We start from the raw sequence: 20,400 nt of genomic DNA, 5'->3' as shown, positions 1-20,400 counted from the left end.
GCGTAGGTCTGCGGCCGCTCGCTGTACTTAAACATGAACGCGTGGTCGTAGCGCACCTTCTCCATGAGCGTCAGCGTATCCCGGTGCTGATCTTCGGTCTCGCCGCAGAACCCGGCAATGATGTCCGTTGAGAAGGAAATGCCCGGGCAGATGTCGCGGGCTCGATCAATCAGCTCCAGGTACTCCTCGCGGGTGTACGTCCGACGCATCCGATCGAGCACCTCCGTGTTGCCGTGCTGCACCGGAAGGTGGATGTAGTTGCACACGTTCGGGCGGTCGCGGTGCACCCGCAGCAGGTCGTCCGAGCAGTCCTTCGGATGGCTCGTCGAGTAGCGGATGCGAAGCTCGGGCGAGACCCGGCTGATGCGGTCGAGCAGCTCGGCAAAGCTGACGTCGGTGCCGTCCTCATCCGTGTAGTGGTACGAGTTGACGTTCTGCCCGAGGACGGTCACCTCCTTGTACCCCTCGTCGACCAGCTGGCGCACCTCGCGGAGAATGCTGGAGACCGGGCGGCTGCGCTCGCGTCCGCGGGTGAACGGCACCACGCAGAAGGAGCACATGTTGTCGCACCCGCGCATGATGGTGACGAAGGCGCTCAGCCCGTTGCTGTCATAGCGCACGGGGGCGAGGTCGGCGTACGTCTCCTCCTTGGAGAGCTGCACGTTGACGGCTGCCTGGCCGCTCTCGTCGGCCTCGTTGAGAAGGCGCGGAAGGTCGCGGTAGGCATCCGGGCCCACGACGAGGTCGACCAGTTGCTCCTGCTCCAGCAACTTCTCCCGCAGGCGCTCCGCCATGCAGCCCAGCACGCCGAGTGTGAGGTCGCGCCCACGGTCCCGTTTGTCGGCCCGCAGCATGCTGAGGCGCTTGCGCACCTTCTGCTCGGCGTTCTCGCGGATGGCACAGGTGTTGATCAGAACCACGTCCGCTTCGCTCTCCTCGGTCGTCAATCCGTAGCCACTCTCCCGAAGAACGGATGCGACGATCTCGGAGTCCGACACGTTCATCTGGCACCCGTACGTCTCGATGAAGACGGACCGGGCCCCGTCGATTTCCTGATAGCCGGATTTCGGTCGATCGAGCTCCTCGGGATCGATTCCTTTCTCCTCCGCGCGTTCGCGCTTCAGGTCGTTGTCGAGGATCTGGATGTCGGATATCGGCTGCATGACGCGGTACGACTGGCTGGGGTGGAACGCGACGCACCGTCGGGTGCGTCATTCGATGCGTTCAAAGCCAACGACCGGATCTCGGTTCGGTTCACGGCGAAAGGTAATGAGTCTTGGTGAATGACAGCTCAAACGGCTCCGGTTGTCGCACTGCCGGCTACGTCCTGGAACGGTTGCGCTGCCCCCGCTGCGGCGCTCCTCGTTCGGACGCTTCCGTCTCCTGCTCGTCCAGCAGCGGCGTCTGTACACCGTTCTGTGTACCGGTCCCTTCCTCCATCGTCTGCTCGTCCATCGCCGTTGCCTCCGTATCGGCTCGTGCCGCCTGGAGGTGCTGGAGACGATCCATTGCCTTTTCCATCCGCTCCTGCGTCTGACTAATCTCCGTGCGGTGCGATACGTACGTGTATGAGCCGAGGCACACCGAAAGGACGAGCATGACAAACGTCGCAATCAACACCATCGGCTCCCCGACGGCCAGAGATATTCCGCCGGTCAGGACCGCGATCGAGCCGAAGAGGAGAATGAGACCGGGGCCCTCCCAGAGCCGCCCGTACGGCATCGCATATGACATCTCAACACGGCTGCCACTCCCTTCCGGGCGCACTTCGACGGTCACCGGGCCACGCGTCGGCTGACTCATACTGTCGAAAATCTGCAGCCAGTCGTTCACCGTCGTACCCGCCTCGAAGATGCGCCGGTCAAAACTTAGCGACGACGCCAGATGCCAGTCGCGAATGGGCCCGGCCGTCGTCGACTTTCCCGCGTTCTGAAATACGGACTCCAGCACGTCCACCATGTCATCCCATGTCTGGTCGTCCACCGCTCCGGGCAACACACGATCGATGCGGGCAGACGACGACATCCCGTAGAAGCGTTCCACGCCCTTCGGCGTGTGCGAGAGCCGAATCGGCTCATCTCCCTTCGACCCCAGCGCAATCTCTCTGGCGGCCGCCTCAATGTGCGCCGGATCCAGACCCGACTCTTCTCCGATCTGACGAAGCTCGTCCAGGGTCAGGCCCTTATCCCCCTGCCCCTCCTTCGCCGCCTGCTGCCGTTCGGCGGCCCGGCGAAAGATATCCTGGATCTCATCGTTTGAGTACTGCCTGTTTCCATCCATGGCGGGACGGTACGTTTAATGTGCACGAGGCTGAACGCTACAAGCGCAGGATGTGCCCGATCATGGGCCTGCGTCGGTCGGTGGAAATGGGAAGGTACGAATCCGCGTAACCATTCCCGAAAAAGCATCGTATCACTTGCACGCCAATTAAACACGACCGATGCCCATGATGCGCCTCCGTCTTCTCGCCCTCCTTTTCATGATGGGATGGATCAGCTGCTTCCTCCCGCATGCGGCCGGGCAATCGCCGGAGCCTGACCGCAAGGAGTACGCGTTCTCCAATTACGATGTTACGATCCATCTCCGCCCGGATGGCGCACTCGACGTGCGCGAGACCCTTCGCCTGGACGTGATCCACGGCACCTTCTCGTCGATGTACCGCGAGGTGGAAATGAACAATCTGGACTCGCTCAGCCACGTGTCCGTGACGGGCGAAGAAACGTCCGTGGACAGTCTTTCCATGGAACGCTCCGGTGGAGACCTCATGCTCCGCTGGCAATATCCTGAACGGGCCAAGCCTGCGTCCTTCGACATTTCCTATCGTGTGTACGGCGCACTACGGTCCGACGACGGCATGAACGTGCTCAAATGGACCGCCATCGGGACGGAGATCGACGTTCCCGTATCTGACGTCGATGTCACGGTGATGCTCCCGTCCGAGATCGCGATTCCGCGGGACAGCCTGTCGCTTGCGCCGGAGCCGGAAACGATCCGGGCGTCTGGAGGCGGATGGTCGATCTCATTCGTAAGAGACAGCCTCGACGTCGGCACCGGCTACTCCGTGGAGGCCACCTTTCCGAAGCGGTTCGACGTTCCGGAGCAGTTTGACGGGCTCGATGTCCTGAAAGGACTTGCGTTCACCCTCGTCACGTTCTTCGCCTTTCTCGGCGCGTATCTAATCCGCCGACGTCGCCAACCGGCACCGGACGTGATGGCCCGCGAACCGCGAATGCCGCCGTACGAAGCCGCCCGGATGCTGGGCGAATATCGCGCCCCTCGCATGCACGGCGCGATGGTCTTCGATCTGGCGCGCCGGGGCCACCTCACGCTCCGTGCGGATAAGAAGGAGTCGTGGCTCAATTCGACCACGACGATCGCCGTGGACGTGCACCCGAATGAAAGCGACCTCCGCCCGTTCGAGATGGAATTCCTGAACGAACTCAGCGTGCTCGACACGCTCGACGAATTGCAGAGCGACATGTCGACCTTCCGGCAAGAGCAACGGACGGAGGTTCGAAAAACGCTCGTAGAGCGCGGATGGCTCTACGATCGATCGCGACCGTACCTGCAGGCCTCTGCGCTCTCCGTCGGAACGCTCGTGCTCACGATCGGGGTCACGGCCTGGGCCATCGCACAGCACGTCCCGGCTGCCGTATATGTCGTCGGCCCCCTCCTGGGCGTATCGCTCGGTAGCCTGTTCTTCATCGGGTCCCGCTACGCCCCGACCGAAGAGGGCAGACGCCTTCGCGCCCAGCTGAATGCGTTCATCGAGGAGGCCAAAGCCGATATCGAGTCGCTGAGCGAAGACAACCCGGAACGCGCGGCTGAACGCTTTCCGGAGGTACTGCCCTGGCTCCTGCTATCCGACGACATGTCAGCAGCCTGGATAAAAGAGCAAGGCGAAACCATCGAGGCTGCCGGAGTACCGGAGGTTCTACCCGCATGGCTACAGCAGACGGGCACGTCGGCCGATGCAACGCTGTTCGCCGTCTACATCGCGGCGATTACGAGCACGGGGAATTCGGGCGGCGCGGTGGCAGCAAGCACGGCAGGAGGCGTTGCCGGAGCCGGGGCGGGCGGCGCCGGTGGAGGGGGAGCCGGTGCCTCGTAGAGACACGGTAGGGAGGCGGGTCCCGCCGTTCCCTACCGACCGTCCAGCCACTGCTGGGCCAGTGCCGCCGCGTCCGGTACATCCCCGCCCGGCTGCAGCGCACCGACGACGTATTTGCCGATCATGTCGAACTCGAGATTGACCGGGCTTCCCTTTTCCCACGTCCGGACATTCGTGTGCTCCCACGTGTGCGGGATAATCGCGACGGTCAGCTCGTCGCCGTCCAGCCGCGCCACCGTGAGACTGATCCCGTCAACAGCGATCGAACCGACCGGGATCAGATACGCGGCGTAGGAGGCGTCGTAGCGGATCCGGTAGAGCCAGTTCGTTTCTTCCTGCTCGACCGAGACGACCGTCCCCGTCGAGTCCACGTGTCCCTGCACGAAGTGGCCGTCGATGCGGCTGTCGGCTTTCATCGCCCGCTCCAGGTTCACCGGATCGCCTACGGCCAGCTGTCCGAACGTCGTCTTCCGGAGCGTCTCCTCAATCGTGACGACCGAAAACGTGGTTTCCGTGGCGTCGACCACGGTCTGGCACGCGCCGTTGATCGAGACGCTCTCGTCCACGCGAAGCGACGGAGACATCTCCGCCGCAACCGTGATCCGCTTCCCCGCAGCGTCGCTGCCGAGCGGTTCGATCGTTTCGATGTGCCCGACTTCTTTGATGATACCAGTAAACATAGACGGATCGTCTCAGCGATGAAATTGAATCGGGGGCCGCGCGTCAGTCCTGCCCACGTCGGGCGGCTCCCACCGGCCGGCGGTAGGCGCGGAGGAGCATGTCCTCCCCGATCGGCTCCCAGCGCGTTTCAGCGAAGGTGAGGGCGTCCCGCATCTCCCTCGTGCCGAGTTCGCCCGTTACGGGCGTGCCCTGCCCGCTGACCTTCGGAGCGATAAAGCAAAAGTAGCGGTCCACGAGGTCCTGCTGGAACAGGGCGGTCGAGAGGCCCGGGCCGGCCTCCACGAGAAGCGACTGGACCGGGCGGGGCGTACGGCTCTCGCCCGGCTCCGTCGAGGGCCCATTTTTGCCGAGCCGGTGAAGCAACGCGCGAAGGTCAAGGTGCTGCTCCGCCGTCTGCGGCACCCGTAGAACGCGCCCGCCGCCGCCCGTCAGCCGGTTTTCGTAGGGAAGCGTCTTGTCTTCTGCCGTCACGACCGTGGTTCGTGCGACGTGATCATCAGAGAAGAGGCGCAGATCGGGCGAAAGCGTACCCTGGCGGTCCAGCACGAGCCGTCGTGGCTGGGGGCCGTCCACATGCCGAACCGTCAGGCGGGGATCGTCGGACCGCGCCGTGCCCGACCCGACCAGGACCGCATCCATCTCCGCCCGCCAGCGATGGACGAGCGTGCGGGCTGCCGTCCCCGAAATCCAGCGGCTGTCCCCCGACGTCGTGGCGACGCGCCCGTCGACGGTCTGCGCCACCTTCAAGGTGACGAGAGGCCGGCCGGTACGGACGTGGTGAAAGAAGGGCTCGTTCAGCCGTGCACATGCATGCTCCATCACGCCGAGCTGTACGTCCACGCCATGCTCGCGCAGACGCCGGATGCCACGCCCCTTGACGGCCGGGAAGGGGTCGATCGTTCCCACGACCAGGCGCGGGATGCCCGCCTCAAGAACACGATCGGTGCACGGCGGCGTCTTTCCGTGATGGGAGCACGGCTCCAGGTTCACATACAGGGTCGCGCTCCGCAGCGCCTCTTCGCCGTGCCGCTCAAGCGCCAGCGCAATCGCATTCGCCTCCGCGTGAGGGCCCCCAAACTGCTCGTGCCAGCCTTCGGCCAGGCACTCTCCACCGGCACTCACCAGAACGGCACCGACGAGCGGGTTGGGACTGACCGTCCCGGCCCCGCGCCGGGCGAGATCCAGGCAGCGTTGCATCCAGTGCTCATGGTCCGCGTTGCCCCGGGCCATCACACTTCCTCGATGTAGTCCGGGAGCGATGGCTCCTTCAGCTGCCATGTTTCGAAGTAGAACTTGCTTTCGGATCGAGCTTTCTGGTACGGCAAGACGAACCGACGGAGCCCGGGAGCAGGATGGGCCCGAAAGGCGGCGACGAGCCGGTCGCGCATGGGCTTGGGACCGAAGAAACTCCAGTCGAACCCGTCGTGGGCCCGTTCTGGAAAAAACACCACGGCGCCGGCGTCCAGCACCGCACGCAGAGGGCCGAGCGCCTCGCGGCGTCCCCTACCCACCACGGCAGCGGCGCGTTCCGGCGGCACAGCGTCCGAAGCAGTGACCAATGCGGCTGCATCATTCGGTGCGGCAAAGCGGCGCGCCGCCGTATCTCGGTGGATCTCCAGCACGTCGCCGTCCGAGTCTACGACAGCCCACCACGAACGCCCGAGCGCCTCAATCAGAGGCGTCACGTAGGCCTCCGGGTCGGGCAGTGCCGTCAGGCCGACCCGGTCCGTATCCGGATCCGGCGCTCCGTCCGTTCGCGTCCCGGCGAGGTAGCCTCGGTAGTAGTCGTCGGTCTGCAGCAACTGGTCGATCGGCATGGACGGTCCCGAGGCTCCGGGGCCGCGCTCCGGCCGTTCAGCCCGACGCCGGGCGTCCGGGTCGGCATCCGGGGTCACGGGCTCCACCAGAACTGGCTCTTCGAAGAAGTACTTCAAAATATCGGGCGAGTCAGCCACGGCGCACGCAGTCGTCGGATGAAGCGGGATCGAAGGAGCAAGGCGTTCCTGGTCAATTTGTATCGACGCACCGACGAAAGGATGCCCCGGCTCTGCGAGAAAGCCACGAAACGAACACGACCGTTCCGATTCCCACGGTGGGATCCCTATCGAACCAAATCGTTGCGTTCGGCATTTGCGGTATGCTCGACTGCATGACCTGACCACACGCCCTCTATGCGATCTACTCTCGTCACCATCTGGGTATGGACTGCGATCGTCACGCTGATGATCGCCTGGCTGCCGATCATGGCGATCACGCGGCTGTTCGACCGCGACCCGGCGTACTATCGCACCGGCCTGATGCTCCGCCGGCTCGGGCGGTCGATGACGTACGTTAACCCATTCTGGGACGTCGAGGTTGACGGCACTTTCCCTGAGAACCCGCGGAATCCGTACGTGTGCGTAAGCAACCACCTCTCGCAGGGCGATCCGCCCATCATCGCTCGTGTTCCGTGGGAGATGAAGTGGGTCGCGAAGGTTGAACTGTTCAGCATGCCGATCGCAGGCCCGCTTCTCCGCATGAGCGGCGACATTGCGGTAGACCGACGAGACCGCGACAGCCGCGGGAATGTACTCGCGCAGGCCAGAACGTACCTTGAGCAAAAATGCAGCGTGATGTTCTTTCCCGAAGGCACGCGGTCTCGGGACGGTCGCGTGCACCGATTTGCCGACGGGGCGTTTCGGCTGGCGATCAAGAGCGGCGTTCCGGTCCTCCCGATCGCAATTGACGGCACGCGTCGAGCCCTTCCGAAGCATAGCATCTGGTTTCAGCCCAACCCGGAGAAAATTCGCGTCCGCGTGCTTCCGCCTGTCGACACGTCTGAATACGATCCCGACGAGAGTCGCAAGCTTCAGCGCGAGGTGCGCGCACGAATTATCGCACAGGTCGCGGAGTGGCGCGGCGTCTCCCCCGAGGACGTCGATGCACTTGCGGAGCCGGAGGAAGAGGCCGCCGAATCCTGACACGATCGATGATGAAGCACGCCGCGGCAGGATCGGTCGGTGAAGCATCGGTCAAACCGGGGTGTGCGGCCTGCCAGCCGGAACCCGCTGCGGCTCACGTGCATTTTTCCGAACGCTACAGCACGGGCCACCCGACGTCCATCGCCCGGCCCGACGATTGCCCAGTAGCTCAACTGGCAGAGCATCTGATTCTGGTTCAGAAGGTTGATGGTTCGAGTCCATCCTGGGCAACACAGGATGCCCCAATAACGCCCGTTCCGTCACCACCGGTGACCGAACGGGCTTTTTTGACATAGCGCACGTCTGCTGCTTGTGTCGGATGAGTCGTCCGTCGGTGCTGCAGCCATGGGTCGTGGATACGCGAGCCGCGATCATTGCCCCGTGCGGCACGATAGTCAGTCAAGGGAATCGAACGTGTTTGTACAAGAACCCGCCCTTATTGCACACACAAGCGAACCCTGTCTTGAACGCGCTCAGACGTGTTCTCAATCGGAGAGTGTCCCACTGCCACTGAAATCGGTCGTCTTCACGGTTTCTCATTTGGAGAATTGGTCACCGTGTACTATACTTATGAGTGTTGATTTGAAGCAAACGCCTGAAGCCGGTCCCATCGGGACGGGCTTTTTGTATGCCTGAACGGTACGTATGCAGCCGTTGGCGGCTTGCGGGGCACCGCCCTCCCACAGCCCGACCGCGCACGATGTGAACCGGACACGCCTGACCTGTACCTGAGACCTCGGATCTGTACACATACCCACCCAATATGTACAGCGGGGCAGATATGCCGCCAAACGACGCTTGCAAGCGTTGAGGATCGGTATTGCGCAATGCAACGCGGGGGATCGGCCGTCTTCGTCATTCCTTATTTGGAGAAGTGCCGACAAACCACTATACTTGTAAGTGCTGATTCGAAGCAAAACGCGGCGCCGGCTCCCGGAGGAGCGGGCTTTTTTTATGTCTGCGTTCGACGCTTCGATACGGAGCGGCACGTCTTCCGAACTCTGCGTCGTCACTGACAGTTTACGGCATGCAGCATTTCTGTCATCAGCGAGGAACCCATGTCGTCTCCATCACCACCGGTCCACCTTCCGGACCCTGTACCCGAAAGCGATCTTCTTGATGCGCTTGCTGGGTTTGTGATCAAACACGACGTGACCGTCCTCAGCGGCGCGGGCGCAAGCACTGAGTCCGGTATCCCCGACTATCGCGGCCCTCAAGCGCGGGAACGGGAGCGCACGCCAATGCGGTACCGCGACTTCATTTCTTCCGCGGGCGCCCGCCGGCACTACTGGGCGCGGAGCGCGATTGGCTGGGCATCGTTTTCTGCCGCCACCCCTAACGCCGGCCATGAAGCGCTGGCTGAGCTGGAACGGGCGCACTGCATCCGCGGCGTCGTCACCCAGAACGTCGACGGCCTCCATCAGGCCGGCGGAAGCAGGCGTGTGGTCGAGCTGCACGGGACGCTGGCCGAAGTGATTTGTCTTGACTGCGGTTGCACCGAGCCGCGGAGGTCGTTTCAGCAGCGTTTGCTCGACCGGAATCCCGGCTGGCTCTCTCGCGCTGCGACTCTGGCACCGGACGGAGACGCCGACCTATCTCCCAGGGAATCAGAAGGTTTCGAAGTCGCCCACTGCTCGCACTGCGGTGGGCCGATTAAGCCGAACGTCGTCTTTTTCGGCGAAGACGTGCCCGACGAGCGAACGCGTGATGCATGGGACCTCGTCAACGACGCCGATGCCCTTCTCGTCGTGGGCTCATCTCTCACGGTTTACTCCGGCTTCCGATTCGTTCGCGCCGCCGCCAAAGCGAACCGGCCCGTTGCCATCATCAACCTGGGCGCAACGCGCGGGGATTCGCTCGCAACAATCCGCATCGACGGGCGCAGTGGCACCGTTCTCCCACGCCTGGCGAATCTACTCGGTGCATAGACAGTTCTCCCGCAGACCCGCTCCCACCCGGGCTGGTCAATGAAGGGCGCGCCCAAAGTGAGCACCTGATCGCAATGCCTCCTCGGTGACGGCCCTAGTCAGACACGAACGCGTCGAGGCCGGAGAAACAAGCGCTGGAGGCAGCAGACGGAAAGCAAGTGACGCAGCGGCTCTTTCGAGAGAGGATCGGGCGGCAGTCGACAAGAACGATACAGGGACCGCAAACAGGGCTGCTCGTGACGTTCGCGCGGGTATACGGCCACCGGGCGCCCATCCCCAGACAGGTCCGCGGATGAATGGTGGAAGATCGTTCTTAACGACGGAGGGGTAGCCAGCTGCAAGCCGTCTTCCCGGGTCCTCAGCCAACGGTCTCTTTGAGCGTGAAGCCGACCTCGATCGTGACCTGCCAGTGTTTCACCGTTCCCTCTTCGATGTGACCGCGTGTATCCTTCACTTCGAACCAGCGCAGGTTTTCGACGGAATCCTCCGCACGGTCGATCGCATTCTGGATCGCCTCTTCGATCGAAACGGTCGAGGAGCCGGTCAGTCGGATGTGCTTGTAGACGTGATCAGCCATATCATTGGGTGCGCTCGTGTAGAAGTCGATGCATGCGGTAACGTATAGACCACTTAGGACGGTAACTGCAACGATCAAACGATCCGCTTCGCTTCGATGAGGTCCTCTCGGGTATCCGGCTACGTCTTTACGGTCATCGCCGCGACCTGCTGGGGCCTTCTGGGACCGGTCGCGCGCGTCGCGTTCGCCGAAGGGGTATCGGCGCTGGAGGTAGCCTTCTGGCGCGCTGCCCTCGGCGGAGGCCTGTTCGCGGTCCACGTGCTCGCGCTCGCTTACGGGCGGCGCATTGCTCCATCCGGCGCGCACCGACGTCTTCAGATCCATCGGGCCGACATGCCAGCCATCGTCGCGTTCGGCGTGATTGGCGTCGCGCTGTTCTACGGAGCCTACCAGCTGGCCGTGCAGGCGGGAGGGGCGGCCCTGGCCTCGGTCCTGCTGTACACCGCACCGGCCTGGGTAGCAGGGATGGGCGCAGCCTTTTTGAACGAGCCCTTGACCCGCCGGAAACAGGTCGCCGTCGCGCTAACGCTGGGCGGCGTGGCAGCGATCGCGCTGGGCGGAACGGCCGGCGTCACCCTTACGGTATTAGGCATCGCCTGGGGGTTGACATCCGGGCTCGTGTATGCGTCATACTATCCGTTCGGGATCTATTATTTCGAGAGGTACGTCCCTGCGGCTGTGTTCGCGGTGGCGCTTCCTGTGGGCGCCGTCCTGCTGGCTCCGTGGATTGCTTTCACCACCAAATCCGCGGCGGCCTGGACGGCACTGATCGCCATCGCTGTCGTCTCCACGTACGGCGCCTACCTGGCCTACGGTGCCGCCCTGCAGCGTCTCCCGGCCTCCCGCGCGAGCATCGTGGCCACGCTGGAACCGGTGGTCGCCGCCGTGGCCGCCGGGATCTGGTGGGACGAGGACCTCGGCCTCTGGGGCTACGCCGGCGCCCTGCTCATCGTCGCCGCCGGCGTGATCACCGCGCGGGAAGGGGAGCAGAACAGCGACGGGAAGAGGACGGAACCCGAAATGTGAGCGGATCGGGGACGGGTTTGGGTGTGAAGGTATGGAGGTTTGAATGTCTTTATGTGTACACTCTTTTTGGCATGATATCCCCGGCGAAACGCTTGTATACGGGGCTGGTGCTGTAGCCTACCGCGTGGCGGCGTCCTGGCGGCCTTTCCCGAGCGAAAGGCAGGGAGAATCCCCAATCCGGCATCCCCAATCCTCTATCCGTAATCCCCAATTCCCAAGCCTCATAGCACCCCGGTATACCCATCATGAATTCCCTCGAGATCGGTTTGCTTTGTGCAGCACGCATCGCAGATTGATGGCTCCATTCCCTCGGTGATTCCCATCCTCTCCCGCATGGCTTACACGCTTGACGACCTGCGTCGGCTGCTCGATCTCGAGCGCATCGAACACAATATCTTTCGTGGCCAGAGTAAAGACATTGGCTCCGGAAGCGTCTTCGGCGGTCAGGCGCTCGCTCAGGCGCTCGTCGCCGCCAGCCGAACAGTCGAAGACGCGGAACGCAGCCCGCACTCCATGCACGGCTACTTTATTCTGCCGGGCGACGTCACCGCCCCGATCGTGTACGAGGTTGACCGCATCCGAAACGGCAACAGCTTCACCACCCGGCGGGTCGTCGCCATCCAGCACGGACGGGCCATTTTCAATATGTCAGCCTCATTCCACGTCCCGGAGGAGGGCGCAGACCACCAGTCGGACATGCCGGACGTGCCGGCACCGGAGGACCTTCCCCGTGAACTCGATCTTCTCCGCGAGATCGCCCACCGCATCCCGGAGGACCGGCGGTCCTTCTTCACCGAGGAACGACCCATCGAATTCCGACCCGTCGACCCGGTATCCGACCCGTTCGCTCCAGAGCCGACCGCCCCGCGCCGCCACCTCTGGCTGCGCGCCCGCGGCTCCCTCCCCGACGATCCGCTCGTCCACCAGAGCGTTCTCGCCTACGCCTCCGATTACGGCCTCCTCGGCACCGCGCTCCGTCCACACGGCCTCACGTTCGCAACGCCCGGCCTGCAGCTCGCCTCCCTCGATCATGCACTCTGGTTTCACCGCCCGGTGCGCGCGGATCAGTGGCTGCTGTTCGCAATGGACAGTCCGAGTGCATCCGGCGCCCGCGGATTCACGCGTGGACAAATATTTGACAATGACGGTACACTTATTGCCTCGGTAACACAGGAAGGCCTGATGCGTCGCCGGAAATCGGAGTAGTCGACGCTTGCTCATCCCTCCTCGGGTGCTCCGAAACCCCGATGTGCACCTCCCCGGAGACCGCACGTCGCGATTTCCGTTGATCACGGATTACGTTTCGCCCGGTGACGTTTGGAATCTACATCGCGCTGTTTCTGCGTCCTCGGCAGTCCGTACCTATTCGTGCCCACCCCGTCCCCGACCCGTGCCGTGCTCCTGCACGCCCCTCCGACGCCGTCGCCGGGAGCGGGTGATGCAGATCCCCCGTCGGACGACGAGGCACCGGATGCCACTCCATCGGACGCGACCCCATCGGACGCCGAACGCAGACCGTCGCTAACGCTTGCCGAACGGCATCGCGTCACGGGCGGCGCCGTCGACGAAGCCATTACCGACCGCGTGCACCAGTACATTCGGCCGGTATCGATCGGTCTGTCGCTGATGTATGCGGCGTTCGTCGTCATCCATCTACTGGTTCTGTCGCCGCCGGTGTCGTGGATCATGAGCGGCCTTTCCGCTGGAGCAGCCGCCATCTGCTCCGGGATCTGGCTGTCGTGGTCACGTCTCCCCAGAACCGCTCCGTATCCCCACGTCGTCGGGGCGACCATCGCTGCCGTTGTGCTCATGAACGTCCTCACGCATCTGGCGTTGACGAGCGACCTGCAGGGCACAACGCACCTGATGCTGATGCTCCTGGGAGCGAGCGTCCTGCTGCTGTCTTCCCGCTGGCTCGCCGGCGTCGTCATCGCGTCGCTCGTCGGCTGGGGCCTCATCGTCTGGGCGACCGGCCCGTACGCGTCGATCATCCACTACACGTCGTCTCTCCTGACCACAGCGCTGCTGTCCGTCATCATCCACGTTGCGCTCCGGCGGGCCACGCGGGAGAGCGAACGCCGGCGCCTCTCCGCAGAGCGGCTTCAGTCCGCCCTTTCCCGCGCGCTGGATGCGGAAGCAAAGGCCCGCCGACAGATGGAAGCCTCCAACCGCGCCCTGGGTACGGCCGTCAAGGAAGCCGAAGAGCTCAACGAGATGCAGGCGGCCTTCCTGTCCGACATGAGCCATGAAATTCGGACGCCGCTCACCTCCATCATCGGATTCGCCGAGGTCCTCAGCGAGGAGGATCCGCCAGAACCGGAACGCTTCGCAGACCTCATCCGACAGAGCAGCGAGCGGCTCATGGAAACGGTGAACTCGGTCCTTGACCTCTCGAAGCTGAAGCGAGGCGTGGCCGAGTTTCGGCCGGAAACGACCGACGTGACATCGCTGCTGGAAGACACCCTCCGCCTCTTTCGCAGCCGCGCCGAATCGGACGGCATCGACCTCTGCCTGGACGCCCCGGATGAGCCCGTGACGGCGTACCTCGACCCGTCATCGCTGAACCGTATCACATCGAACCTCGTCAGCAACGCCGTCAAGTTCTGCAGCGAGGACGACGTGGTGACGGTCCGGCTGGCGGAGACACCCGACCGGATCTCCATTGCCGTGGAGGATACCGGCCCCGGCATTCGCCCGGAGTTCCGGTCGCGCCTGTTCGAACCGTTTCACCGCGACGAGTCGCTCACGCGTCAGGGCACGGGGCTCGGCCTGACGATCACCCGACGCCTCGTCGAGGCCATGGACGGAAGCATCGACGTGGAAAGCGTGCACGGAGAAGGAAGCACCTTCGTCGTGACGCTCCCACGCACCTCGAACGCGGAGTGAACGCTCCTCTGTCTCGCCACCCGGAGCGCCGGTCAGGCCGCCTGCCGGTACGGCTGCGTGTCTCGCGTTCGCGAAAACAGCTCCTCACCGCTGGCGTCGCAGAACCGCGTTGTCATCTGAAGTCCCTCTAGCGTCACCACCGCAAAACCCGGTGTTGCGCTCTGGTAGATTGGATCGGCGGCGGGATCGGTCGCGACGTTTGCTCCGGCTCCGGCTCCGCTCAAAACCTCGCTGATCCCGTCCTGGCTCGCGAGCTGTAGCATCTCGTCGTATCCGCACACATAGGCCTGGGCACCGAACTGACGGAGAACAGTCGCGACATCATCCCCCTCCGGCCCCGCTCGCAACGTCGACAGGGCATGATGCCCGACGACAATCTTCCAGTCCGACCGGGAAGGAGCCAGCATATTCCGGAGCCAGTACATCTGGAGTTGGGGCTCCGGGTTCTGGACCAGGTTGCGGTCGCTCGAGAGCGGCGTCGTGTCGAGAATGACGAACTGTGCGTGCGTGCGGTCGTCCACGCGTTTGTTGATGGAGTAGAACGGTCCCGGCATACGCCAGCGCAGATCATGCTTCGCGTATTCCACCTGTGCCCGCGTGCTCCCGCGATGGCATCGGTCGCCGAGCGACGCGTACCACGGGAGGTCAAGAGCGGGCACGTCGTAGACGGCGTCGAAGCTGTCGTGCCACTGCGGGTCGAGTACGCCGCTTACCCCTTCCGGACGAAAGTTGTCGCCGGTCGTGATAACGAAGTCCGCATCGTAGCGCCGGGCGGCACGCGCGAGCCCTCGGGCAACGGCCGCCTGGTCGCTGTGACCGCGCCGTCCCCAGTCGCCGAGAACGAGAAATGATAGCATGCCGTAGCGAGAGATCTGAACGCAAAGAGCGGAGGAGGCCGCGTCGTGGCGCGGCGAAAAGGCAGTCGACCCGAAGGAGGTCTTCAGCCGTGGATACATCCGGTGTACCACGACGACCGATTCTCGTTCGCTAAGATGCCCATGGAACGTGACGCAAGAATAATGACAGGGTGAACGAACGGTTACAAAATTTCACGAGTTGATGCAGTGCGCTCGACCCGGTACCACGTTACGAGTCGGAGCGCAGCCCACTGTGGCGAATGTCGTTGCCCTCGATCATGAAGACGATGCTCTTCGCGACGTTCTTCGCGTGATCGGAGATACGCTCCAGCCCTTTGCTCGCCGTCAGGAGATGCGCTACGACCTCGGCCCGCTCCCCGTCGGTTTTGGACATGTTCACGAGCATCGAGAAGTTGTCGGCGTGCATCCGGTTGACCTGCAGATCGCGGGCGATCACCTTTCGGGCCTTCAGGCGATCCTGGTCGAGAAAGGCGACCTCGACCTCCCGGAGCATGCAGCGGGACATGTCGGCCATCTCCGGGATATGCGTTTCTTCGATGAGTCCGGGCCACTCCACGAGGTACTCCGTGTTGCGGGACAGATTCCGGCAATGGTCGCCGATGCGCTCGAAGTCGGTATTGATCTTGACGGCCATGATCAGCATGCGCAGGTCTACGGCCACCGGGGCGTGCAGGGCGAGGATTCGCTCACACTGATCGTCGATCTGCATTTCCAGCTCGTCGATGGCATCGTCCCGCTTGATCACCGTGTCGGCAAGATCGGTGTCCCCGTTTAGCAACGCGTTCATCGCATCGGCGAACTGTTCGTCCACCCGCCCCGCCATTTCGATGATGAGGCTGCGGAGGGAGGCGAGCTCGCGGTCCAGCTGGGTGCGGTTCGACATGAGTACGGAACGGGTATGGCTGGAAGTCCGAGCGATGAGCCGTTTCGACAGGCACCGCGCCACGACGAACACTGCACCGGGACGGGTCACCCGAATCGACCGGTGACGTACGCTTCCGTGCGGTCTTTTTGAGGACGTGTGAAAAGCTGATCAGTTCGATTCATCTCGATGAGGCGCCCCATGTAGAGGAACGCGGTCCGATCACTGATTCGTGATGCCTGCTGCATATTGTGGGTCACGATCACGATCGTGTAATCCTTTTTGAGCTCCGTGATCGTTTCTTCTACTTTCGACGTCGCAATCGGATCGAGCGCACTCGCTGGCTCGTCCATCAGGACCACATCCGGCTCAACGGCGAGCGTCCGGGCGATGCAAAGGCGCTGCTGCTGCCCCCCGCTCAGGTCGTACGCAGGCGTGTGGAGCCGGTCCTTCACCTCGTCCCACAGGGCGGCCTGCCTCAAGGATCGCTCTACAAGCGCCTCCACGTCCCCGGTATACCCGTTAATCTTTGCGCCCCAGGCGACGTTCTTATAGATCGTCTTGGGAAACGGATTGGGCTTTTGAAAGACCATCCCGACGCGGCGGCGAACCATCACGGGATCGGCCTCTTTCTCGTAAATGTCCTGCCCGTCGAGCATCACCCGACCGTCCATGGTCGTCCCCTGAATGAGTTCGTTCATCCGGTTCATGCAGCGGAGAAGGGTTGACTTGCCACAGCCGGACGGGCCGATGAGCGCCGTCACCTCGTTGGGCGCAATATCCATCGTGATGCCCTTGAGGGCATGCGTATCGCCGTACCAGAAGTTGAGGTCTCCAATGCGGATTTTGGGGCGGACGTCTTCCCCGGTGGCCGTGTCGGGATCGGTCGAAACATCGGCTGCACGCCGGGGCTGATCCGCCGTGCCGTTCGTCGCGTCGGGGACGTTCTGAGCAGCGTCCACGCGCGGGTCGGGCGTCTGAGAAGTATCGGTCATGGCAGGAGGAAAGGTTGCGTCCGGGAATCGGGGCGAACAGCGAAGCTGTCATCCGCCGCCCGCACGCCGCCCCTCGAAGTAGTTGCGGAGCAGAATGGCGGAGAGGTTCATCGTGAAAAGGAGGACCATCAGTACGACGATGGCGGCGGCTGCGAGGCCCTGAAACTCATCCTGCGGGCGGGCCGTCCAGTTGAATATCTGAATCGGGAGCACAGTGAAGGGGTCGAGCACGCTATTTGGGGCGACGACCATGCCGGCGGCACCAACCATGATGAGCGGGGCCGTCTCACCGATCGCGCGACTCAGCGAGAGAATGACGCCCGTCATAATGCCGGGGGCGGCGGCCGGTAGCACGTGGCTCCAGATCACCTGCGATCGGGTGGCGCCGAGAGCGAACGCCGCCTCCCGGATCCCGCTCGGGATGCCGCGGAGAGCCTCCTGCGTGCTGATAATGATGATCGGCAGGATGAGCAGGCTGAGCGTCATCGCGCCGGCGATGACGCTGCTCCCGAGGGCCACGAAGCGGACGAAGATGGCGAGACCGAGGATGCCGTAGATGACGGACGGGACGCCGGCGAGATTGGCGATATTGATCTGGATAACCTGCAAGAGCCAGCCTTCGCGAGCGTACTCTTCGAGGTAGAGCGCCGACGCCACGCCGAGCGGCACGGCAATCAGACCCGTCAGGCCCATCAGCCAGAGGGACCCCACAATGGCCGGCCAGATGCCCGCACGCTCCGGCATGCGCGACGGCATCGACGACAGGAACGGTACGTTGAGCCAGGGCGCGGCTTGAATCGCAACGTCTACCAGCAACGCGACCAGCACCAATAGGCCAAACACGGTCGCGACAAAGAAGACCCCGGCCATCACGGCTCCGAGCTTCTTTCGTCGCCCGCGCCTCAACTCGAATGTGCCCGTTTGTCCCATCATGCGGAAGCCTCGTTCGAGAGATCGTCTCGTCGCTCGTGTCGGTTCACCTGGTACGGATGCCGCGCTATGCTCTCTCCGGCACCCCGGGTGCTGTCAGTATTTTTCCTGGTAGCGCGCGACAATGCGGTTCGCGATGATGTTCATCCCCAGCGTGATGAGAAAGAGCACGAAGCCGACGGCAAAGAGCGCCTTGTACTCGATCGTATACTGAGCGACGTCGCCTTTCCCCATCTGAACGATGAACGCTGTCATTGTCTGAATCGACTCTGTAGGGTCGAGCGTCAGCTTCGGCGTTGCACCCGCGGCCAGCGTCACGATCATCGTCTCGCCAATCGCACGACTGAGCGCGAGGATGAAGCTGGCCACGATCCCGCTGAAGGCCGACGGCACGACGACCCGGGTCACCACCTCGAGCTTGGTCGCGCCGAGCGCGTAGGCACCGTTCCACAGGCTCTTTGGCACCGCCTGGATGGCGTCTTCGCTGAGAGAGGCGACCATCGGAATGACCATAATGCCGACGACGAGTCCGGCGCTCAGCGCGTTGAAGACGCCCAGGTCGCCCGTCCACGGCTGGTCGGGCGGTGAGACGAACGGGATCACGCCGAGCAGGAAGGCCCAGATGTCGTAGGCGACCGGCGCGATGAAAGGCAGAATCGACTTCAGAACCGGGGTCACGAAGGTCAGGGCGAAGTACCCGTACACGACCGTCGGGACACCCGCGAGAAGCTCCAGCCCCGGCTTCAGCCAGGCCCGCAACGTCGACGGCGCGTAGGCGCTGATGTAAATCGCACTGGCCAGGCCGAGTGGCATGGACACCAGTGCCGAGATCACGGTGATCAGAACCGTGCCGGCGACCAGCGGCCAGATGCCGAAGTGCTTATCCGCAAACTGAGGGGTCCATTCCGTGCCACCCAGAAATTCGCCGAGCCCGACAGCCTGAAAGAATCCGATCGATTCAACGATCAGGACGGCGGCAATTCCGAGCGTGGTGAGCACGCTCAACAGCGCACACGCACCGAGGACGTACTTCACCGCCCGCTCCTTCGGGCTATTGAAGACCTCGGCGCGCAGGGGCGAACCGTTGGTCGATCCCTCCCCGGGCGGCGGATACCCGCCGGTCGCCGTTCGGGCCCCGGACACCGCCGCCTCCGTTGTGGATGTCGAATCCGTCATTGCGAACAGGGAAAGCAAGAGGAAAGAGACCGACGACGCCCTGAACCCGGTGGCGCGATGCTACTCGGACGGCACTGTCGCCGAGGTGTCGGCGGCGGTCGTATCGATTGCCGTTGTATCAGCTGCCGTTGTATTCGCTTCCGACGTATCGGTAGAGGCAGCCAGTCCTTCGGCCTCACCGCGGAGCACGGCCTCGACATCCGCGCTCGCCTCGACGCCCTGCCGCCCGAACAGCGTGCCCGTGCGCTGACCTTCGAAGCGCTGCAGGTTGAGCGCGTACGCGGCATCCGACAGCGGCACGTATCCCACCTGCGGCGCGAGGTCCGACACATTTTCCATGTAGAACCGGATGAACTGCTGCACGGCCTCGCGATCGGCGGCCTCCGAACGAATGTAGACGAAGAGCGGGCGAGATAGCGGCCGATAGGCTCCGGTCTGAATCGTCGAGTCGCTCGGGGCGATGCATTCGGCCCCACCGCCAAGCGTGTCCGCGTCGACCTTCATGAGAGCGAGCCGGTCGGCATTGTTCTCGTAGTACGCGAAGCCGAAGTACCCGAGAGCGCCGGTCGTGCCGGACACGCCCCGCACCAGGACGTTGTCGTCCTCGCTTGCGGTGAAGTCCGTCCGACTCGCGCCGCCCTCCCCGACGATCGTTTCGGTGAAGTAGTCGTAGGTACCGCTTGCCGTCCCCGGCCCGTAGAGCTTCACGGGCACATCCGGGAACCCATCGCGCACGTCGCTCCACTGCTGCACATCGCTGTCCGGCCGCCAGATGCGCTGGAGTTCGCGGGCGGTCAGGCAGTCCGTCCAGTCGATTCCCTGATGGGCCGTCACGGCAATACCGTCGTAAGCCACCGGCATCTCGATGAAGGCGATGCCGGCATCCTCGGCCTGCTGCCGCTCGCCGGCCGTGATCGGCCGCGACGCGTCATTCATGTCGGTCTCCCCGCGCAGGAATTTGGAGAACCCGCCGCCGGTCCCACTTTCCCCTACCGTGATGCGTACGTCTGGATTTTCCCGCATGAACTCCTCCGCCACAGCTTCCGTGAGCGGGTAGGTCGTACTCGATCCGTCGATGCGGATCGAGCGGGTGGCGTTGTCATCGCTGCCGCAGCCGGCAAATATGAACAGCAGACCGGCAACAAGAAGTCCGAGGCCACAGATGGCGGATGGGCGGAAGCGGGAGAACAGCGTGTCGGGGGAAGGGATCGTCATCGGTGGGGGAGTGAAGAAAAACGGTGGACGGTGTGACAGAGACGGCGGCGGATGGCGGCCGGGACCGGCTACTCTTTGAACTTGTACCCGACGCCCTTGACGGTTTCGATGTACTTGCTTCCGATCTTCTCGCGGATCTTTCGCACATGCACATCCACGGTCCGGTCGACCACGT

19 protein-coding genes and 1 tRNA gene are annotated in these 20,400 nt (G+C 63.5%); 7 read left to right on the top strand and 13 right to left on the bottom strand.

Annotation, left to right across the window (positions count from 1 at the left end):
- Together miaB and ACFCU0_RS12230 are read right to left on the bottom strand one after the other, a co-directional pair.
- Positions 1–1,163: tRNA (N6-isopentenyl adenosine(37)-C2)-methylthiotransferase MiaB (miaB, locus tag ACFCU0_RS12235; RefSeq protein ID WP_434973960.1), on the bottom strand; the 1,163-nt coding region annotated here is incomplete at its 3' end.
- A 157-nt stretch (positions 1,164–1,320) separates the two neighbouring features.
- A complete protein-coding gene (locus ACFCU0_RS12230; RefSeq protein ID WP_434973959.1) occupies positions 1,321–2,280 on the bottom strand; it encodes a hypothetical protein in 960 nt (319 codons plus the stop codon).
- Positions 2,281–2,446: 166 nt separating this feature from the next.
- Here ACFCU0_RS12230 and ACFCU0_RS12225 point away from each other — a divergent pair, with 166 nt between their 5' ends.
- Positions 2,447–4,111, top strand: coding sequence for a DUF2207 domain-containing protein (locus ACFCU0_RS12225; RefSeq protein ID WP_434973958.1), 1,665 nt, complete (start codon positions 2,447–2,449; stop codon positions 4,109–4,111).
- Positions 4,112–4,143: 32 nt separating this feature from the next.
- Here ACFCU0_RS12225 and ACFCU0_RS12220 read toward each other — a convergent pair whose 3' ends face one another.
- Genes ACFCU0_RS12220 through ACFCU0_RS12210 form a run of 3 tightly spaced genes read right to left on the bottom strand, consistent with a single transcriptional unit; the run spans position 4,144 to position 6,747 of the window.
- On the bottom strand, positions 4,144–4,791 hold the full coding sequence (locus ACFCU0_RS12220) for a riboflavin synthase (RefSeq protein WP_434973957.1): 648 nt from the start codon (positions 4,789–4,791) through the stop codon (positions 4,144–4,146).
- Positions 4,792–4,834: 43 nt separating this feature from the next.
- A complete protein-coding gene (ribD, locus tag ACFCU0_RS12215; protein WP_434973956.1) occupies positions 4,835–6,070 on the bottom strand; it encodes a bifunctional diaminohydroxyphosphoribosylaminopyrimidine deaminase/5-amino-6-(5-phosphoribosylamino)uracil reductase RibD in 1,236 nt (411 codons plus the stop codon).
- Positions 6,022–6,747 (bottom strand): hypothetical protein, encoded by a 726-nt coding sequence (locus tag ACFCU0_RS12210; protein WP_434973955.1) that lies wholly within the window; start codon positions 6,745–6,747, stop codon positions 6,022–6,024. The genes ribD and ACFCU0_RS12210 overlap by 49 nt, the downstream gene beginning before the upstream one ends.
- A gap of 216 nt (positions 6,748–6,963) precedes the next feature.
- Here ACFCU0_RS12210 and ACFCU0_RS12205 point away from each other — a divergent pair, with 216 nt between their 5' ends.
- The 3 genes from ACFCU0_RS12205 to ACFCU0_RS12195 all read left to right on the top strand — a co-directional run bounded on the left by ACFCU0_RS12205 (position 6,964) and on the right by ACFCU0_RS12195 (position 9,680).
- A complete protein-coding gene (locus ACFCU0_RS12205) occupies positions 6,964–7,752 on the top strand; it encodes a lysophospholipid acyltransferase family protein (protein WP_434973954.1) in 789 nt (262 codons plus the stop codon).
- A gap of 158 nt (positions 7,753–7,910) precedes the next feature.
- Positions 7,911–7,983 (top strand) — tRNA-Gln (locus ACFCU0_RS12200).
- 827 nt (positions 7,984–8,810) lie between these two features.
- Complete coding sequence (locus ACFCU0_RS12195; RefSeq protein WP_434973953.1) at positions 8,811–9,680, top strand: NAD-dependent protein deacetylase; 870 nt, start codon at positions 8,811–8,813, stop codon at positions 9,678–9,680.
- A gap of 358 nt (positions 9,681–10,038) precedes the next feature.
- Here the strand turns inward: ACFCU0_RS12195 and ACFCU0_RS12190 are convergent, their stop codons facing one another.
- The gene (locus ACFCU0_RS12190) at positions 10,039–10,257 is read right to left on the bottom strand and encodes a dodecin (RefSeq protein WP_434973952.1); all 219 of its coding nucleotides are present in this window, start codon (positions 10,255–10,257) and stop codon (positions 10,039–10,041) included.
- A 96-nt stretch (positions 10,258–10,353) separates the two neighbouring features.
- Between ACFCU0_RS12190 and ACFCU0_RS12185 the strand changes: the two genes are divergently transcribed.
- The 3 genes from ACFCU0_RS12185 (at position 10,354) to ACFCU0_RS12175 (ending at position 14,169) form a co-directional block, all read left to right on the top strand.
- Positions 10,354–11,283 carry a DMT family transporter gene (locus ACFCU0_RS12185; protein WP_434973951.1) on the top strand — a complete coding sequence of 310 codons (930 nt, stop codon included), beginning with the start codon at positions 10,354–10,356 and terminating at the stop codon, positions 11,281–11,283.
- A gap of 333 nt (positions 11,284–11,616) precedes the next feature.
- The gene (gene tesB / locus ACFCU0_RS12180; protein ID WP_434973950.1) at positions 11,617–12,489 is read left to right on the top strand and encodes an acyl-CoA thioesterase II; all 873 of its coding nucleotides are present in this window, start codon (positions 11,617–11,619) and stop codon (positions 12,487–12,489) included.
- 162 nt (positions 12,490–12,651) lie between these two features.
- Positions 12,652–14,169: a sensor histidine kinase gene (locus tag ACFCU0_RS12175; RefSeq protein WP_434973949.1), complete on the top strand. Its 1,518-nt coding sequence runs from the start codon at positions 12,652–12,654 to the stop codon at positions 14,167–14,169.
- Between the two features lie 32 nt (positions 14,170–14,201).
- Here the strand turns inward: ACFCU0_RS12175 and ACFCU0_RS12170 are convergent, their stop codons facing one another.
- The 7 genes from ACFCU0_RS12170 to ACFCU0_RS12140 all read right to left on the bottom strand — a co-directional run.
- The gene (locus ACFCU0_RS12170) at positions 14,202–15,026 is read right to left on the bottom strand and encodes a metallophosphoesterase (RefSeq protein ID WP_434973948.1); all 825 of its coding nucleotides are present in this window, start codon (positions 15,024–15,026) and stop codon (positions 14,202–14,204) included.
- Positions 15,027–15,255: 229 nt separating this feature from the next.
- Positions 15,256–15,930, bottom strand: coding sequence for a phosphate signaling complex protein PhoU (phoU, locus tag ACFCU0_RS12165; RefSeq protein WP_434973947.1), 675 nt, complete (start codon positions 15,928–15,930; stop codon positions 15,256–15,258).
- An 86-nt stretch (positions 15,931–16,016) separates the two neighbouring features.
- Positions 16,017–16,904, bottom strand: a complete 888-nt coding sequence (gene pstB, locus ACFCU0_RS12160; RefSeq protein WP_434973946.1) for a phosphate ABC transporter ATP-binding protein PstB — start codon at positions 16,902–16,904, stop codon at positions 16,017–16,019.
- Positions 16,905–16,952: 48 nt separating this feature from the next.
- On the bottom strand, positions 16,953–17,837 hold the full coding sequence (gene pstA / locus ACFCU0_RS12155) for a phosphate ABC transporter permease PstA (protein ID WP_434973945.1): 885 nt from the start codon (positions 17,835–17,837) through the stop codon (positions 16,953–16,955).
- Positions 17,838–17,930: 93 nt separating this feature from the next.
- A complete protein-coding gene (gene pstC, locus ACFCU0_RS12150) occupies positions 17,931–19,010 on the bottom strand; it encodes a phosphate ABC transporter permease subunit PstC (RefSeq protein WP_434973944.1) in 1,080 nt (359 codons plus the stop codon).
- A 60-nt stretch (positions 19,011–19,070) separates the two neighbouring features.
- Positions 19,071–20,225 carry a PstS family phosphate ABC transporter substrate-binding protein gene (locus ACFCU0_RS12145; RefSeq protein ID WP_434973943.1) on the bottom strand — a complete coding sequence of 385 codons (1,155 nt, stop codon included), beginning with the start codon at positions 20,223–20,225 and terminating at the stop codon, positions 19,071–19,073.
- A 68-nt stretch (positions 20,226–20,293) separates the two neighbouring features.
- Positions 20,294–20,400 (bottom strand): winged helix-turn-helix domain-containing protein (locus ACFCU0_RS12140; RefSeq protein WP_434973961.1); only part of this gene is annotated, 107 nt, incomplete at its 5' end.

Source organism: Longibacter sp., assembly GCF_051155795.1.
GTDB lineage: Bacteria > Bacteroidota > Rhodothermia > Rhodothermales > Salinibacteraceae > Longibacter.
This window is presented reverse-complemented; position numbering and strand designations above follow the sequence as displayed.